General features: G+C 55.9%; 14 protein-coding genes and 1 CRISPR repeat array (1 of these 15 running past the window's edge). All 14 genes read right to left on the bottom strand.

Features of this window, described 5'->3' with window-relative positions; translation table 11 throughout:
• A CRISPR array of direct repeats spans window positions 1-2,744; the repeat unit is 32 nt; unit sequence GTTTCAATCCACGCGCCCGCGAGGGGCGCGAC; it reaches 151 nt to the left of the window's first position.
• A gap of 178 nt (window positions 2,745-2,922) precedes the next feature.
• Entirely contained in the window at window positions 2,923-3,216 is a 294-nt protein-coding gene (gene cas2 / locus BY454_RS04690) for a CRISPR-associated endonuclease Cas2 (RefSeq protein WP_104415637.1), read from the bottom strand.
• Between the two features lie 13 nt (window positions 3,217-3,229).
• Window positions 3,230-4,249 (bottom strand): type I-C CRISPR-associated endonuclease Cas1c, encoded by a 1,020-nt coding sequence (cas1c, locus tag BY454_RS04685; RefSeq protein WP_104415636.1) that lies wholly within the window; start codon window positions 4,247-4,249, stop codon window positions 3,230-3,232.
• The gene (cas4, locus tag BY454_RS04680) at window positions 4,246-4,890 is read right to left on the bottom strand and encodes a CRISPR-associated protein Cas4 (RefSeq protein WP_258075561.1); all 645 of its coding nucleotides are present in this window, start codon (window positions 4,888-4,890) and stop codon (window positions 4,246-4,248) included. The genes cas1c and cas4 overlap by 4 nt, the downstream gene beginning before the upstream one ends.
• Window positions 4,887-5,111 (bottom strand): type II toxin-antitoxin system MqsA family antitoxin, encoded by a 225-nt coding sequence (locus BY454_RS04675; RefSeq protein ID WP_104415634.1) that lies wholly within the window; start codon window positions 5,109-5,111, stop codon window positions 4,887-4,889. The genes cas4 and BY454_RS04675 overlap by 4 nt, the downstream gene beginning before the upstream one ends.
• Window positions 5,112-5,399 (bottom strand): DUF4258 domain-containing protein, encoded by a 288-nt coding sequence (locus BY454_RS04670; protein ID WP_219820603.1) that lies wholly within the window; start codon window positions 5,397-5,399, stop codon window positions 5,112-5,114. It abuts the gene before it with no gap.
• Between the two features lie 67 nt (window positions 5,400-5,466).
• Window positions 5,467-6,339 carry a type I-C CRISPR-associated protein Cas7/Csd2 gene (cas7c, locus tag BY454_RS04665; protein WP_104415633.1) on the bottom strand — a complete coding sequence of 291 codons (873 nt, stop codon included), beginning with the start codon at window positions 6,337-6,339 and terminating at the stop codon, window positions 5,467-5,469.
• On the bottom strand, window positions 6,336-8,123 hold the full coding sequence (gene cas8c / locus BY454_RS04660; RefSeq protein WP_104415632.1) for a type I-C CRISPR-associated protein Cas8c/Csd1: 1,788 nt from the start codon (window positions 8,121-8,123) through the stop codon (window positions 6,336-6,338). The genes cas7c and cas8c overlap by 4 nt, the downstream gene beginning before the upstream one ends.
• The gene (gene cas5c / locus BY454_RS04655; RefSeq protein WP_104415631.1) at window positions 8,120-8,779 is read right to left on the bottom strand and encodes a type I-C CRISPR-associated protein Cas5c; all 660 of its coding nucleotides are present in this window, start codon (window positions 8,777-8,779) and stop codon (window positions 8,120-8,122) included. The genes cas8c and cas5c overlap by 4 nt, the downstream gene beginning before the upstream one ends.
• A gap of 8 nt (window positions 8,780-8,787) precedes the next feature.
• Window positions 8,788-11,073: a CRISPR-associated endonuclease Cas3'' gene (locus BY454_RS04650; protein WP_104415630.1), complete on the bottom strand. Its 2,286-nt coding sequence runs from the start codon at window positions 11,071-11,073 to the stop codon at window positions 8,788-8,790.
• 86 nt (window positions 11,074-11,159) lie between these two features.
• Window positions 11,160-12,119, bottom strand: coding sequence for a helix-turn-helix transcriptional regulator (locus BY454_RS04645; protein ID WP_104415629.1), 960 nt, complete (start codon window positions 12,117-12,119; stop codon window positions 11,160-11,162).
• A gap of 110 nt (window positions 12,120-12,229) precedes the next feature.
• Window positions 12,230-14,440, bottom strand: a complete 2,211-nt coding sequence (locus tag BY454_RS04640; RefSeq protein ID WP_104415628.1) for a sensor domain-containing protein — start codon at window positions 14,438-14,440, stop codon at window positions 12,230-12,232.
• Between the two features lie 169 nt (window positions 14,441-14,609).
• Complete coding sequence (locus BY454_RS04635) at window positions 14,610-15,029, bottom strand: secondary thiamine-phosphate synthase enzyme YjbQ (protein WP_104415627.1); 420 nt, start codon at window positions 15,027-15,029, stop codon at window positions 14,610-14,612.
• Between the two features lie 15 nt (window positions 15,030-15,044).
• A complete protein-coding gene (locus BY454_RS04630; protein WP_104415626.1) occupies window positions 15,045-16,106 on the bottom strand; it encodes a succinylglutamate desuccinylase/aspartoacylase family protein in 1,062 nt (353 codons plus the stop codon).
• Window positions 16,107-16,111: 5 nt separating this feature from the next.
• Window positions 16,112-17,020, bottom strand: a complete 909-nt coding sequence (gene rimK / locus BY454_RS04625; RefSeq protein ID WP_104415625.1) for a 30S ribosomal protein S6--L-glutamate ligase — start codon at window positions 17,018-17,020, stop codon at window positions 16,112-16,114.
• Window position 17,021 lies beyond the last annotated feature (1 nt).

Genomic DNA, 17,021 nt, shown 5'->3' with positions numbered 1-17,021 from the left:
CCGCGAGGGGCGCGACCAGATTCAGTCGGCCCGCCAGCAGCGCCATCTTGTTTCAATCCACGCGCCCGCGAGGGGCGCGACCGTGGCCTATGAGGCGATCAACGCCCGTTACCTGGTTTCAATCCACGCGCCCGCGAGGGGCGCGACGCTGGAAGAGGAAGAGCCGGAGCATGCAGACGACTGTTTCAATCCACGCGCCCGCGAGGGGCGCGACCCGGGATGGTGGTTTGACCCAACTGTACCGCCGTGTTTCAATCCACGCGCCCGCGAGGGGCGCGACCAGTGGCGGGCCGCCGGCGGTGTCGCGGGTTTCGCTGTTTCAATCCACGCGCCCGCGAGGGGCGCGACGCAGCCCTCCGGAGAAGGCCGACTCAACCATTAGTTTCAATCCACGCGCCCGCGAGGGGCGCGACCCGCTGTGCATGTTGACGGCGACACGCCACAAGAAGTTTCAATCCACGCGCCCGCGAGGGGCGCGACCTCCTGCCAACGGCTCTGGACATTTGCCCGCCCTGTCCTGTTTCAATCCACGCGCCCGCGAGGGGCGCGACTTGTCGGAGAGTCTGGCCAAGGCACGGGAGTCTACGTTTCAATCCACGCGCCCGCGAGGGGCGCGACGCCCATTAATCTACAGCCCCACCCTCCCGCTGTGGTTTCAATCCACGCGCCCGCGAGGGGCGCGACCCGCTTAAATGGAAGATAGGCAGGGATCACCTGGTTTCAATCCACGCGCCCGCGAGGGGCGCGACACCATCTTTTGATGAGTCCTTCCATACTGTGTCAGTTTCAATCCACGCGCCCGCGAGGGGCGCGACATCCGAGCGACATTGGCGAGGTTGAGGAATGAAGTTTCAATCCACGCGCCCGCGAGGGGCGCGACAGCTTTCGCGGATCTCGGAGCGCCACTCATCCCAGTTTCAATCCACGCGCCCGCGAGGGGCGCGACCAGTGGCGGGCCGCCGGCGGTGTCGCGGGTTTCGCTGTTTCAATCCACGCGCCCGCGAGGGGCGCGACGGGTGCGGGGCGTTTATAACAAGGCCATGTACCTGTTTCAATCCACGCGCCCGCGAGGGGCGCGACTCGGTATCAGTCAAACTGGCAAGGCCAATGGCGCGTTTCAATCCACGCGCCCGCGAGGGGCGCGACCTTGGACACAACATAACCTTGCTTAACTAGGTCTTGTTTCAATCCACGCGCCCGCGAGGGGCGCGACTCATTTCCGTCTTGTCTGGTTTGCACTGACACGCGTTTCAATCCACGCGCCCGCGAGGGGCGCGACTTGTGCTGTTGAAAGGGTATTCGGATGTTCTCAATGTTTCAATCCACGCGCCCGCGAGGGGCGCGACTGCTGTGTCGGTGATCATTTGACTGAGGTATTGGAGTTTCAATCCACGCGCCCGCGAGGGGCGCGACAAGGCGGATGCCATCGTGTTCACTGACAGCATTGTTTCAATCCACGCGCCCGCGAGGGGCGCGACGCCTGTTTTGGTGTTCCCGTAGTAGGAAATCAGGTTTCAATCCACGCGCCCGCGAGGGGCGCGACCCGAGGAATACGAGATCGAAGGCGCCGCCAACATGTTTCAATCCACGCGCCCGCGAGGGGCGCGACATGGCAGAGCAAGAGCTACCCGAATACATGGTTGTTTCAATCCACGCGCCCGCGAGGGGCGCGACCCTCTCGGGAGCTCGATTTCTTCAGTGTTCTCCCGGTTTCAATCCACGCGCCCGCGAGGGGCGCGACCAGCTGCGAACACTACGCCCATGCAGGCTACGCGGTTTCAATCCACGCGCCCGCGAGGGGCGCGACCGCAGCTGCAGTGTGGCGGACACGGCATAGGCCAGTTTCAATCCACGCGCCCGCGAGGGGCGCGACTTGGCGGTGCGTTGCAACGGTTCTTCAACGGGCGTGTTTCAATCCACGCGCCCGCGAGGGGCGCGACATCCACAGATTCCAGAGCGCCCCGGGCAGTGAAGGGTTTCAATCCACGCGCCCGCGAGGGGCGCGACGGCGGTATCGTGCGCCGGGCCATAGGCCCAAGACTGTTTCAATCCACGCGCCCGCGAGGGGCGCGACGCCTTCGATGCGCTGGCGGTCGTTCTGCAGGAATCGTTTCAATCCACGCGCCCGCGAGGGGCGCGACATACAGATCGATGCTGTCGCCGTGGTGGAACCACTGTTTCAATCCACGCGCCCGCGAGGGGCGCGACCCCAGATCCACGGCAAGGCAGACGTTGGCGTTCACGTTTCAATCCACGCGCCCGCGAGGGGCGCGACCGGCTGCTGTGGCGCCTGCTGGGCGCTGTTAATCGTTTCAATCCACGCGCCCGCGAGGGGCGCGACGATTGGTTTCGGTGTCTGCCAGGCGCTGGGCGGCTTCGTTTCAATCCACGCGCCCGCGAGGGGCGCGACCATCTGCTTGCGGTTAAGCAATTTGCGCTCGAAAAAGTTTCAATCCACGCGCCCGCGAGGGGCGCGACCCCCGCAGCCATGAGGGCGTAAACAACCAGCGCATGTTTCAATCCACGCGCCCGCGAGGGGCGCGACCGGGTTGCGGCGTGAGTACGGCCAGCTAACGGATGTTTCAATCCACGCGCCCGCGAGGGGCGCGACAACCGGGGCAATCTGGTAACACGAAAGGTCGTCCTGTTTCAATCCACGCGCCCGCGAGGGGCGCGACGGCGTAATCTCTACGTACCCAAGCCCCATAACCTGTTTCAATCCACGCGCCCGCGAGGGGCGCGACCGCTCTATCGTAACCAATTGAAATGACGACAGCTATCCCACTGGAATCGCTATCCTCAATGTCATCGCAAGCCGCTGGCTACAGTGGTCATAGCCAAAAACGAAAAAAGCCGGGCCACCCAAGGGCTCCAGCTTTCCGCTAACATCCCGCATTTTTAATGAGCACTACCGGTTAGCGTTCACAAAATCATCGAGTCCCGGAAAATGTCCGGGGCGGGTTTCGCCCCGTGGTGTTCGATTCGATTCTTCCAGTTCTTACCCAGCTTATAAAAACGAAGGCTGTCCTGCTCCTCGTCATAGATGTTGAGCAACTGATCTCTGAAAACTACCCACTGAGCTGGGTCCACTTCACATTCAAAAACCGAATATTGAACCCGGACGCCGTAATCAAGACAGACCTTGGCTACTCGTCTCAAACGACCAGGACCAGCAGGATCTTCGAGGGAAATGTCATAGGTGACCAAAACCATCATGGCTGTTTGATTCCTATCGCAATACACAGGGCGGGTAGCGTTTTAAATCGCCCCTCAGGTGCCGCGCAAGCAACATCGCCTGGATATGAGGCACAATCCCGATGGGGACTTTTTCTTTCAAAAACGGGTGAGTAATTTCTTGTTGTTTCCTTTCCTGATAAGCGACTAACAACTGCTTTCGCCCTTCAGCACTGAGCCTGACAGCGCCAGATGACTCCTCGATAAAATCCGAAGCCTTAAGTTGTCGTCGATTGATCAGGCTTAATACCAGCCTGTCAGCTAACCAGGGGCGAAATTCTTCAAGCAAGTCCTGAGCAAGGCTGTCCCGGCCAGGCCGGTCAGCATGCAAAAAACCAATTTGCGGATCCAGCCCCACTCCATTTAATGCCGCCCCAATATCCTGACCCAAAATGGAATATACGAACGACAGCAAGGCGTTCACCGGATCTCTGGGTGGACGGCGGTTGCGGCCTGCAAAAGGAAAATCAATCCGTAACTTTTCATTGATCAATTTCTCAAAGACCGAGAAATAGGTAGCAGCACCATCCCCTTCGATGCCTCGAAGTGAATCCAGATTATCAACACTGCGTGCCAGGCGAACGGATGACGCCAGGCGCTTTATCGCCTGTTCCACCGTTTCCTCGGAACCGTGGTTACGTTTATGACGAAGTAGCACATTTCGGGCTCCCACAAGCTTGGCCGCCACACAGGACCGTGCAATCTCCAGAACGTGGACGTCATCAGCATGATACTGCGCCCGCCGGAGCAAGACATTTCCTGATTTCTCGCCTTGAAGACGGCCATAAAACCGTCCATACTCGGTGAAAAAGGCTAGGTTTACGCCCTTTTCGCCACAAAAGCCCATTAATGCTGGCGAAACCAGAACATTGCCAAAACAAAAAACACCAGAGATCGAGTGGATCGGAACCTGCATCAATTTCTTGCGCTCCTGCTCGATCACAATGGTTTCTCGTTCTTTGTGGATATAGGCACCCTGGCGAGTGACATACAGGCTATTCTGCAACTTTTTCAATCGACCTCTCCCTCGTCGAAAATGCCTTCGACATAACGCTCACTGTCATCTCGGGTCAACAGTTTCGGGTTGCACAGGTCATATAGAGAGCAGGAGTCACACTTCTTGGCATAGCTGATTTTTGGGGTCTGGCCACTAATCAACAGTTGCCGCACTTTTTCGATAACCTGCCGGGTTTCCTCTCTCAGTTCGTCGGAGAAAAAAATTTCATCCCGGTGCCGGGTTTGCCAGTACCAGAGAGCACCCGAGGTCACAGGATGTTCCAACATTTCCTCAAGGCACAACCCCTGGGCACATAACTGTATGCGGTCCCAGCTATCCTTTTTAGGCTTACCCCGCTTATACTCCACCGGTTTCATTTCGCCAGTGGATTGATGAACTTCCACCAGATCGAGTTTGCCGGTCAGCCCCAGCCGCTCAGCGCTGACCAAAACGCCGCGCTCAAAGCGCACGCCTTTACGTGTTTCCGGAGCTCCGTGATCCACTCTTTGATGCAATACCTTTCCCTGAGCTGTCAGCCAGTTCTCCGCCCAGAGCTGTTCGTTATGAATGAGCGCGCACTGGCGGGGACAAAACGCGTAATGCTGCAGCGCCGAAAGCGGAATGAGTTTTTCATCCATATTGACTCGCTCAGTTTTCACGCAGCGTACTGAATCACCTCAACCTCATGGTTCAAACGCACCGCTTCTTCCGCCATCGTCATAATCTGACTGGAAATTTCTTCGTTTAAATAGTACTCGCCACAGTTCTCGCAAATGTCCGCCGGGACGTTTTTAACGACAACGGTGCTTTCACCTCGGGTTAGCGTGACGGTGGTGGTACCCGGCCGGGTTTCACCTTGCTTGCAGATGACACATTTCATTTACGACCTCCTGGTTTTGAAATCATCATTCCAGATCTCCAGAGACGGATAATAAGCCGTCACCACATAACATTCGCCGCTTGCCGGGTTCTTCGATACAACAACATGTATCGCCCTACCCTTCACCCAGCCAAGCAGCAGCTGGCTGGGATACGGACGATCATCAGGATAATCCATCACCAGATCACCCGTTTGTAGAGTGTAGACAACCTCTTCACTCGACAGTTGCCTTTCAAACATTCGTCGAAGGGCGTGGCTGGTGTAGGTTACCGACGTACAGTGCATCATCCCTGACTCAACTCCCCATTATTTACCTTATATGCTTTCAGCCGACTGGCTCGACCCCATCAAGTTTTCATTCCAAATATTTGATCAACTGGACGCCCGACGGCAACTGATCTTCACGAATACTCACCTGGTAATCCTTGAAGTCTCTGGCCGGACCATCCGAAACCCGATTTACATCAATCAGATCAAACAGCTTCCGAGCAGGCGCATTACCCAGCGGCGACTCGTGCTTGAAAACGTAGAGTGCACAGGGAGACATTTCACCCCGGCTGGCTGAGCGATCATGATCCAGCATGTTGATTAGTGCGTCCCACAGAAGCTCGAGATCCTCTTCACCAAAACCGGTTTGTTTAGCCAGGTTGGCGGAGATAAATCCATGGGAACGATAAAGACCATAAGGGATGGTGAATTTACGGCCCATCGTGCGGTTATCGCCGCTTTGCTGCTCTGCTTCTTTTTCTGTGGTAACCGCCATCCGGGTAATGCTGTGTTCCGCGCTGACCACCGGTTCAATACTACGAGCAAAGTTCATTTGCACAGGCCCACGTACCTGTCCGGTATTCACATCCGTTGACATTACGGCCCCAAAAGTGCGGATATCAAAAAAGTTCTGACACATCCACTGGGTCACATTCCGGGCGTCTTCTTCTTTTTTTGGAAGCTTCTTGGACTCATGCTTCAGTCCAAGCTCTTCGTATGCTCGCAGGTTATTACGATTCAGAACGGCCTTTTCTTTGATATAAATCTCAAAGGGTGGAGTCTCTTCTTTGACCAAGCCGACATAATTACGCACCTTACGTTTGAGGCATACGTCGGTCACCAGCCCCTGCCCCGTTTCCGCATCCACTCGCGGCAGATTACCGGCATCCGGGTCACCATTTGGATTGCCGTCTTTTACATCAAACAGAAATACGAATTCGTAACGGTTGTCTAGGCTCATGCTTCAGCTCCTTCGGGTTCTTCCTTGGATGACGCGGTTTCTTTTTTCGTGAATAAAGCCTGGCGCTGATGGTAATAACCAATGGCGAAAAGGCCCTGCTCTTCCAGGTTCAGGTGCGCGGGAAAGTCGTTAATATCCGACATAATTTCTGCAATGCGTTTTTCTGCATTAACACGTTGGCCCTGATGCTGCAGTTTCTTCAGGTGGTGCGCATGCAGGCGCATCAGCGTGCCGAAAACGGCTTTGGGCGTACAACTGGCACTGCTGTAATAACGGTCACGAATGGTCGCGTTGAGACCTGGATTGGCATCGGCTTGCAACTTCTCGAGGACCGCGAATAAACAGCCCAGCCGATAGCCAATCCGCTTTTCTTCAGGATTGAAAGCCATGGTAATTTCCTTGTTACTGGTTTTCTGGTGGCGGTAGAGACGGTTCAGATAGGCCTTGATAAGGCTGGCGCGGTAAGGGCTAACATCGCCCTTTTCTGCCTTGATTCGTTTGATCGCAGCCTGCAACAGGCTCGCTGGCAAGGGGAGCCCCATCAGAATATTGCGAATCGTTTCGCCTTGAAGGTTTGGAGGTACGTTCTCTTCCTTTCGCAATAGTGCCGTAGAACGCAGCAGAGGTTTCAGGGGCGGGCATGAAACATAGCGGTCTGCCAATTCAATATCCTGAAACCATTCCGCGATGCGAGTACCGAACTCTGCCACGGTTCCCACTTGCCAGAACCGAATGGCAATCCGGGCTGCATTAGGTGATAAGCCCAGCAGATAGAAGCGCTCTGTTCCCTCGGAGTGGAGAAACGAGCCATCCTGCAGGCTTTCAAACAATTGACGGACGGCCCTTACACTCTGATCGGGGTCATCCTTTGGAGAATCATTAAAGAAAGAGGAAAAGTTTTGTTCAAACTGGTTTTCACCGGTCGACCACCAGACTACCGAGATTTCGTTCAGCTGCATCCGCTGTGGGCTATTGGTGCGCAGTAGTTGATTCAGGGCGGTGGTGTATTTGAATGCCACGTCTTCGCTAACCGGTGCGTTATTGCCCTTCTCTTTGCCCCAGGAATTAAAAGAGTCGATATTAAAGGAAACAATATTGGCACCGGCCATTTGTGCCCCCCAAACACCTTTCACCGGTGGGTGCAGGCGTGCGATCTTGGAGCGCTCACCGGTTACCAAACAAACGCCCTCTTTGTTCTCATCGTCCAGAGGCTGCTCACGAATCCACTGCTGAATATGCGGCGACTGGCAAACGAGGTCGGTTTCGGTGCTCAACTGAAAGGTCAGGTTGCAACCGGATATTTTCAGACATTCACGAAATTCAGACGACTGCCTGACTTTTTCCTTTTCACTTTCGTTGTGCAGAAAAGCTCGAACCGCCTGAACGCCCTGATCATCGGGAATTTCCTCTGCCAGCCGATCAACAAGCTCAACAAACGCTTGATGCTGCTTGGCAGCCATGTCGATCTCTTTCTCCGACGGTTCACTATCCGGCTTCGCAACCTTAGGTTGGCTCAAGACATATCCGTAGTGGTCCCAAAGGCAGTAAGCTGTTTCGTAAGCTTTAGCGCCGCTTCGTTTTACCCCCTGCGGAACCAGAAAGCTCCTCGGCACAGGCTTCCCTTTTTCAGGAATCTCTCGAGTATCCCGAAGCTGAACAAAATTACCCGCCGTATCCAGTACGAGGACGAAAGGAATGGCTTTTTCTTCAAAGCCAACCGGTGGTAACGGGTCACCAGCGTCCGCTTTTCGGTCATAGTATTCGCACAAAGCCTGAAGAATCATCCTCGCACCTCGTGGCTGTCTTTTGCCGGAACAACGATTCGACCTTTGTCCATTCTGGCGCGAAAGAACAAAGGGGTTGGAGCGGTAGGGTCGGAATAATCGAGATCGTAGAGCATGAAACCCAGATCACGGTTTTCATCGATCGCAGGCGCGCCACCATCCTCGTCCGCCAGTGCAAAATCACAACTGAATTCCCGGCAACCGAGATACGGCTGATTGAAGCACTGCCCTTTCTCTGCCCGACGGCGAAACATGTCGGCGAACTTGGCAGCGTTGTCTTGAGGTCCGGCTTTGCCGGTTATGCTGAACTCACCATGAATTCGGTAACGCACGTCTTTGAGGAGCAAGCTGGCTCGTTGTTGGCGCTGTTCGTCCGCATAGACCCCCAATAGGCCGGAACCTTCTTTCATGGCGGTTTTAGCCGTTCGGGAGGAGGCGATTGACTCCACCTCGTTACGGCGGAGGTTCATCCACCTGATGGGGTTGAGCACTTCAATCTCGGTAATGTGCCACTCGATGGCGGGTTTCCAGAGAATGGCCTCAAATATCGCCCTGGCTGCCGAGGGCGTTATGACATCGTAACTCACCCTCTCCACTTTCATTTCTGGTCGGGTAAAACAGGCGAACTCACCACTGACTTCCAGACAAAATCCCATGTTCCCTCCTATATCACGCTTGCTTCAGCCGTTAGCAGGCTGTCCGGTGCCTGCACGCCCCAGGTTGGGTGGTAATGACTGCTTTCCACCACGAACTGGCCGGCTTGCTGGTATAGCGCACCAATACCCAATAGCTTTTGGGCGAATGTTTCTGGCAACGTTACGCTGTAACGCTGCAATTTGCGGTAAACCCACTTGGCAGAACCGTCTTTTTCCAGCGTTGCCAGCCAGGTATGAACCGGGCTTTCTTCCACGCCCTCCGGGCAAAATGGAACGATGACGCCAATACCTTTGTTATCAATCAGACGGAACTTCCCGGCTGCTTCACGGAACTGAATTTCCAGAGGCGCATCAGGGCTTGATTTGGCCGTCAAAAGCTCACCAATGTTATGGGCATCGCGATTTCCCTGACTGTTCAGCTTGCTAAAAAAAGACTGTATTGCCCGAGGACTCAGCGGATCATCCAGTTGCCCACTTTTCAGTAGCGCCAACGTCGTCTGAGCGGCCTGGCGCAGAAACCCCGGAGGTGGCAGTTCTTCCGGCTGAAAGACAATGACTCGACCAGTCTGCTCCATTTTGCCTTCTCGGTTGCACCGTCCCGCAGCCTGGGCTATCGAATCCAACCCCGCCATTGCACGAAATACCACCGGAAAATCCACATCCACCCCGGCTTCTATTAACTGTGTGCTGATCACACGCAAGGGCGCAGGATCTCCCGCACGACGGGCTTCCAGCCGCGTGCGAACATCTCGTAATATTGCGGAGCGATGCTCAGCACACATGTTGGCCGATAGGTGGTAGGTATACCCGTCGTCAGGTAAACACTCATACAGGGTTCGGGCATCCTGGCGCTTGTTAACGACGACCAGGCAACAATCCTCTGACGCCACCTTTTCGGCCAGGTCACTCCAAGGTGTTGGGTGTTCAGGGTCAGCCGGCATTTCGACCGTTACACGCTTGAGTTTTTGGGCAAGCTCGTGCGGATCGTCAATAATCTCCCGGACATCTCGTAACCCTTTATGAAGCTCTCGGCCAAAAGCGTCTTTCTGCTCGCCGAGCTCGGGCTGTGTGGCAGTACACAACACCCAGGTCACGCCTAGATAGTCGCTCATCTGCTGCATAGCCCTTGTTATCGGCTCGTGAAAATCTCGTGGGATTTGCTGGGCCTCATCGAGAACAACGATACTGTTTACCAGGTTATGCAATTTGCGACAGCGGCTGGTCCTGCTGGCAAACAGGGATTCAAATAGCTGCACATTGGTCGTGACAACAACCGGCGCATCCCAATTCTCCGTGGCGAGGCGGGACACAGCATTTTCCGAGTTAGGGTCCACGTCCAGGCTACTATGGTGTTCAACGACGGCATCCTCCCCAAGAAAACTCCTAAAGACACTGGCGTTTTGTTCAATAATGCTGGTAAACGGAATGGCGTAGATAATCCTACGTTTACCATGCGCCCTGGCATGCTCTAGCCCAAACCCGAGGCTGGCTAGAGTCTTACCGCCGCCGGTGGGAACTGTCAGGCTGAATATACCGGCAGGTTTATCCGCCATTTGCTGGCAGGATTGGAAGATGGTTTTTCGGATTTCATTCAACTCGGTTCTATCGGCCTTGTCCTGCAACCGAGCCATCTTGTCGAAGAATGTGTGATACAGCTTATCAAGCGATGGATACACTCCCCGGTTGCCACTTTTCTCCGGAGACATGTAGCTCTCGGTATCCAGAAAATCAGCGTCCACGAGGCAGGAAAAAAGCACCCGCATCCACAAGGCAATCGAGTCTTGGTTTTGTGCCATCCTCGGCACTGGGGGTTGCTGCGCTGACAAGATGTGAACTGGAGGAAGAGAGGCCAGCGACTGATGATATTCCAGTTCCGCTTCGGCAAGCCTGAACTGCAATGCCCCGCGTCCACCCGACCAATCCGGAAGGCCTGCATGGTGACCACTGATTAAATACGCCAGGATATAACCGGGAACCGAAGGCCATTGCTCGATTGCATGCTTCGCACCGGCCGTTGAGTGCGTTACCCGTGCCGGGCTCTTATCTTGCTCAACGTGGGCATTCTCGCGCTCAAAGCCTGATGCCTGGCGGATGTATTCCTGAAAGGGTGCACGGTACTTACCAAGATCGTGCCACAAGCCTGCGGTTGAGGCCCATCCCGACGAATCAAAGGCCTCTGCAAACTCCTCACAGAGACGTGCAACTTTCTGAAGATGATCTTCCAGCGCATGCGGAGCCAACCAGTTACCTTCGGCATCTTGCCTGGCATGAGCAATGTACTCGTTTTGCTTCACTTGAACCTGTCCCTAATCATAATGGAGCAATCTGAAAACACCCTACATCACCCACTGCCCCAAATACTGCACCACCTCAAAACTAATCAATAAATCCCCGCCATCCTCCGAACCCGCTCAGCCACTTCCGCCCTCAACTCCTCTGGCGCCAGCACCTCCACATCCGGTCCATAGCGCAATACATCCATCACCAACTCCCGGGAATCGGCATAGGGAACCTGCAAGTGAAAGCCATCATCACGCCATTCGCCGGCCTGGTCCGGGTGCCAGGTTTCTTCTGCTACCCATTGGGCCGCGTGTTCGGAAAAGCGCAAATGAGCGGTGGCTTCTGGAGTTCCGCCAAAGATGCCAAAACCGGCACTGGTGAAGGTATCCAACTGCCCTGGAGACATAGGGCTTGCGGGGGTGTTCTGTATTTCAGGCGCGATTATGCGGTCCAGTGAAAACAGGCGTAGCTCGTTGGCTCTCGCACACAGGGCCAGCAAATACCAGTTGGAGCGATAGTGAAGCAGCCGTTGCGGGTGTACCTGTCGCGTTTTTTCACCACCGCCACTTCGGGCGAGGTAACGGAACTGAAGGCAATAACCAGACAAGGTTGCCTGGGCCACGGGATCGAAGGTCTGGCTGGTGGCGTTTCGGGTCTGGATTGGCTGAATACGGATGCGCTCGCTGATTTTCACGGCATCGTGGCCGGATTCGCCCAATAACTGCTGAATCTTCTGTTTCAGCGGCGCCAGACGAGTAGCCACCAGGCCGGGCTGTACGTTTTCAAGCAAATACTCACAGGCAAGCAGGGCGTAAAGCTCGGCGGGATTCATCCAGAAACCGGGAAGCTCGAATACCGGGGCACTCGGATTGTAGCGGTGGCCATTTTGTTCGCGGCAGTATTCCAGCGGTGCGCCCAGGGAATCACGCAGGTACTCAAAATCGCGGGTGACGGTATTGCGGCTGGTTTCCAGCGTTTCAGTGAAAACCCGCATGGGAACGGGTTTTCGGGCATTTCTGAGAAGGTCGTGAATCTTGTAAATGCGGTCAAACCGGCTCACTAGCACTCCTTTGCCGTAGATAACTAATTTTGTTCAGGCTAACTGCATATTTCCATGTCTGCCAGCCTCCTCGTAAAGCCTCTTGCCCCTGTAGCGCAACAATGCCTGCTTTAAACGAACTCACTTAAAAAGATATCCGGCATAACTTCAAGAGGCCCCGGCCGCGCCAAGAGAAAACCTTGCACATAGGCGCAGTTCCGTTGCCCCAGAAACGCCAGCTGATCCGGGGTTTCCACGCCTTCGGCTACCACTTCCAGCTTCAGTGCCTTGGCAAGCACGATTACCGCTTCGGTGATGGCGGCATCCTCGGTGCCATGTGGGAGGTCACGAATGAAGGCACGATCAAGCTTTAGGGTGTTGACCGGGAAGCGCTTGAGATAACTTAGCGAAGAGTAGCCTGTGCCGAAATCATCGATGGCCAGTCGCACGCCGAGATCACGCAGTGCCTGCATAGTCTCTATGGCAGTTTCAACGTCATCCATCACCATGCTTTCGGTAATTTCCAGCTCCACCTTTTCCGGCGGAATAGCGCTTTCTTCAAGTGCTGATCGCACGGCATCAATAAGGCCCGGCTGACGAAACTGGCGTGCGGAGAGATTAATGGCAATGCCCGGCACTCGGCCAGTACGCTCGCTCAGCGCCACGGCATCCAGGCAGGCGCGGCGCAATACCCAGGCTCCCAGCGGTACAATCAGGTTGGTTTCCTCAGCCAAAGGAATAAACTCGGCGGGTGACACCATTTCATCACCACGAGGCCAGCGAATGAGCGCCTCCATGCTGCAGAAACGGTTTGTATCCAGATTGAGCTTGGGCTGGTAATACAGGGTGAAGGCTTCTTCCGCCACGGCCCGGCGCAAATCGCTTTCCATGCGTGCACGTGCAGCGCTGTCCTCGTTCATGCTCTTGGAGAAAAAACGAAACTCGCCTCCCCCGTACGCTTTGGCCTGCCTCAGGGCCGTTTCTGCCACTTTTACAAGTTCGTCAATGTCCGAGGCATTGTCGGGAAAGATACCGATACCGATACTGGCCTGAAGAAAAATATCGTCAATGCTCTCCGTCTTGGTCTGGACGCTAAAAGGCCTACTCATCACTTTGAGTATTCGCGATGCCACAACGGTCGCATTCTCAGGCTTCTTGAGGTCATTGAGGATAACCGCAAACCCGTCGCCTCCCACACGAGATACAATATCAGGACCGCGCTCCCGGCGGCTTTGTTGACGTGCAACAAGGTCTGTCCGACGAACAGCGACCGCCAAACGCTCCGCCACCTCCACCAGCAGCTGATCCCCGGCGGGAAAACCAAAGGTATCGTTGGCCTGCTTGAAGCGGTCCAGGTTTATCAGCATGACGCCAACCCGTGTGCCCTGTCGGCGGGAGACCTCGAACTCATGTTGCAGACGATGACGAAACAGGGAGCGGTTAGGCAGCGTGGTGAGAGAGTCGTAATACTGCAGCCGTTCAATTTCCGCTTCCGACGCTTTTTGCTGGGAAAGGTCGTGGAACATGGCAATGAAGTTCTTTGTGTTGCCATGTTCATCCGCCAGCCGGTCGATACTCAGAAATTTCGGGAACACGGCACCATCTTCACTACGGTCCCAGATTTCACCCTCCCAGTGCAGGTCTTTGTCCAAAGCCGCCCACATTCTTCGATAGAACTCGGAGTCATGCCGGCCTGACTTGGAAAGCGAGGGCTTTCTGCCAATGACGTTCTTTCTTTTGAAGCCCGTCATTTGCTCGTAGGCAGGATTCACATAAAGGATTCGGTTGTCTGCATCGGTGATAACAACGGCATGCGAAGCGCGTTCAACAACCCTATTGACGAGATCAAGGCGGTTAATTGTCTGCCGATGGCGCTCGACTTCTTTTTCCAGTTGGGCTGTACGTTCGTGTACTCGTCTTTCAAGTTCCGAGTTAACGTCTTTGAGGACTCGCTCGACGCGTTTGCGTTCGCTGAAATCATGCAGGAAGGCAGCCAAACGTGGCTCATTGTTTTCCTCGAAGCTGCTCACCGATATCAACAGGGGTATCTTGTTGCCCGCGCGGTCGAGGCCTTCTACTTCACGGGTAGCACCGACCATGTAACGCGGGCCATGCTCAAAATATTCCGCCACATGGTCTGGATGGCGATAGCATTCGGGGTCAGGCATTAAAACGGTGATGGGAGAACCCACCAGTGATCCGGGCGCGTAGCGAAACATCGCTTCCGCTGCCTGATTGGCCTGCAAGATAATGCCGCGCCTGTCAGTAATGATAATGCCGTCAACCGCCACTGCTAACAGATCGGCGTTGAATACGGTTCCAGCTCCGAAACCTGCCCCCATGATTTAACCCTGAAGTGGTGATTGTATTAGGCATTAAAGACCTTTCCGGGCTGTTCGCGATGGACGTGAATGTCGGTACCGCCAAACACCAGCACGACCTTCCCGGGCGAAATCTGATAGGTACAGACTAACTACACATCACGGCTGTTACCAGCATTCAGATCAAGTCTCACCACCTTCCCTGCAAGGTCGCCACCACCCGCCGGCTGCCCGAGCTGTTCCGGTGTTCGCACAGGTAAATGCCCTGCCAGGTACCCAGCGCCAGCTCGCCGTGAGTCACGGGGATGGTCAGGGACGGGCCGATGATCACGTTCTTGATGTGGGAGGTGTCGTCCGGGCCTTCGAGGGTGTGTTCGTAGTAGTCGGCGTCTTCGGGCACCATCACGTTGAAATGGCGCTCCAGGTCGCCGCGAACGTCCGGGTCGGCATTTTCGTTGATTGCCAGGGAGGCAGAGGTGTGCTGGATAAACAGGTGCAGCACGCCCACCTCGCAGTTGGCGATGTCCACCTGGTTCAGGATATCCCGGGTAATCAGGTGGAAGCCCCGGGAACGCGGGGCCAGTTCAATGGTGTTCTGGTGCCAGATCATGGCATCTCCTCAATTCTAGCCTTCATCCCACGGATGGGCCGGTACGACCGTGTCTTCATCCAGCTGGTTTTCATAAGAGCTCCGGAAGTAGTCCATGGCTTTTTCCGCTTCGGACAGCTCATCGAAGCGGGCAATGTGGTAGATGGCCTCGCCCTCGTTCACCAGCGGCAGGTTGTTCACGCAGATCACGATGCCGGCGCAGGGCGACGTCACCGCAACCTCAGTCTCACCAAAGGGGTCGGCCACCATGGCCAGGCGCTGGCCCTTGCTCACTTTCTGGCCCAGCCGGGCCACCGGGCGCATGATGCCGTCGATATCCGCCCTCACCCATTGGGAACTGGCGGCCGTTTCCGAGCGTTTTTTCGGAGCTTTCGGGCCTCTTCTGGCGGGAATCATTTCCAGGGCGCGCATCACTCGAACCACCCCTTTCACCCCACTCGATATCACCACCTGGTCGAAACGCAGGGCTTCACCCCCTTCGAAGGTAATTACCGGAATATCCTGAGAGTCCGCGTAGGCCCGCAGGCTACCCTCACGAAGACCGGCATTGATGATAATGGGCGCACCAAAGGCTTCCGCCATGCGGGCGGTTTCCGGCTTTTTCAGCTCGGCCCGGATCTGCGGCAGGTTGAAGCGGTGAATGGCGCCGGTGTGCAAGTCGATAATGTGGGTGACCTGCTCCATGATCTGGCTACGGATCAGGTAGGCAATGCGCCCGCCCAGCGAGCCACTTTCGGAACCCGGGAAGCAGCGGTTCAGGTCGCGCCGGTCGGGCAGGTAGCGGGTGCGCTGCACAAAACCGAAAATATTGACGATAGGCACCGCCAGCAGGGTGCCACGCAAGTGGCGCAAGGCTGAGTTCTTCAGCACGCGGCGGATAATTTCCACGCCGTTGATTTCATCGCCATGAATGGCGCCACACACCATCATTACCGGGCCACTGCGCCGGCCATGCACTACTTCCACCGGAATGTGCAGCGGCGTGTGGGTGTACAGCTTGGCCACGGGCACTTCGACCGTTTGCCGGGTGCCGGCCTTGATCTGGGTGCCGGCAATCTCAAAAGGCGCTCTGGCCATGCTAATTAACCTCTACCGCCCTTGGTGCGGGTCTTCCACGGTTTGTAGTTTTTCTCGGTCCAGTCGATGATCATGCCCGCGACGTTCTTGCCAGTGGCAGTCTCAATGCCTTCAAGGCCCGGCGAGGAATTTACTTCCATCACCAGTGGGCCCCGGCTGGAACGCAGTAGATCCACGCCCGCCACGTTCAGGCCCATGGACTTAGCGGCGGTAATGGCGGTGCGGCGCTCTTCCGGGGTAATGCGAATCAGCGAAGCCGAGCCGCCACGATGCAGGTTGGAGCGGAATTCGCCTTCAGCGCCCTGGCGCTTCATGGCGGCAATCACTTTGCCGCCAATCACGAAACAGCGGATGTCGGCACCGCCGGCTTCCTTGATGAATTCCTGCACCAGGATGTCGGCTTTCAGGCCCATGAAGGCCTCGATCACGCTTTCGGCGGCCTTGCGGGTTTCCGCCAGCACCACGCCAATGCCCTGGGTGCCCTGAAGCAGCTTGATCACCACCGGCGCGCCGCCCACCATCTGCAAAAGTTCGGGCACGTTGTCCGGCTTGTTGGCGAAGCCGGTGACCGGCATGCCGACGCCCTTGCGGGCGAGCAGCTGCAGGGAACGCAGCTTGTCCCGGGAGCGGGTGATGGCCACCGATTCGTTCACCGGAAACACGCCCATCATCTCGAACTGGCGCAATACCGCCGTCCCGTAAAACGTAACCGATGCACCGATTCGGGGAATCACCACGTCGTAATCTTCCAGGTATTCCTCGTGGTAGCTGATCCGCGGGTCAGCCGAGGTAATGTTCATGGAACAGTGCAAACAGTCAATCACCCGAACCTCATGGCCCCGGTTGACGCCCTCTTCCATCAAACGACGGGTCGAGTACAGGTGCTTGTTTCGGGACAGTACGGCAATTTTCATA

The sequence above is a fragment of the Marinobacter persicus genome (assembly GCF_002934325.1).
Classification (GTDB): Bacteria; Pseudomonadota; Gammaproteobacteria; order Pseudomonadales; family Oleiphilaceae; genus Marinobacter; species Marinobacter persicus_A.
The sequence above is the reverse complement of the archived record's forward strand: the minus strand, read 5'-3'. Positions and strand labels throughout refer to the sequence as shown.

Coding starts and splice junctions, on each gene's coding strand:
- cas2 (WP_104415637.1), bottom strand. CDS start 3,216: ATGATGGTTTTGGTCACCTATGACATTTCCCTCGAAGATCCTGCTGGT.
- BY454_RS04675 (WP_104415634.1), bottom strand. CDS start 5,111: ATGAAATGTGTCATCTGCAAGCAAGGTGAAACCCGGCCGGGTACCACC.
- BY454_RS04670 (WP_219820603.1), bottom strand. CDS start 5,399: ATGATGCACTGTACGTCGGTAACCTACACCAGCCACGCCCTTCGACGA.
- cas7c (WP_104415633.1), bottom strand. CDS start 6,339: ATGAGCCTAGACAACCGTTACGAATTCGTATTTCTGTTTGATGTAAAA.
- cas8c (WP_104415632.1), bottom strand. CDS start 8,123: ATGATTCTTCAGGCTTTGTGCGAATACTATGACCGAAAAGCGGACGCT.
- cas5c (WP_104415631.1), bottom strand. CDS start 8,779: ATGGGATTTTGTCTGGAAGTCAGTGGTGAGTTCGCCTGTTTTACCCGA.
- BY454_RS04640 (WP_104415628.1), bottom strand. CDS start 14,440: ATGGGGGCAGGTTTCGGAGCTGGAACCGTATTCAACGCCGATCTGTTA.
- BY454_RS04635 (WP_104415627.1), bottom strand. CDS start 15,029: ATGATCTGGCACCAGAACACCATTGAACTGGCCCCGCGTTCCCGGGGC.
- BY454_RS04630 (WP_104415626.1), bottom strand. CDS start 16,106: ATGGCCAGAGCGCCTTTTGAGATTGCCGGCACCCAGATCAAGGCCGGC.
- rimK (WP_104415625.1), bottom strand. CDS start 17,020: ATGAAAATTGCCGTACTGTCCCGAAACAAGCACCTGTACTCGACCCGT.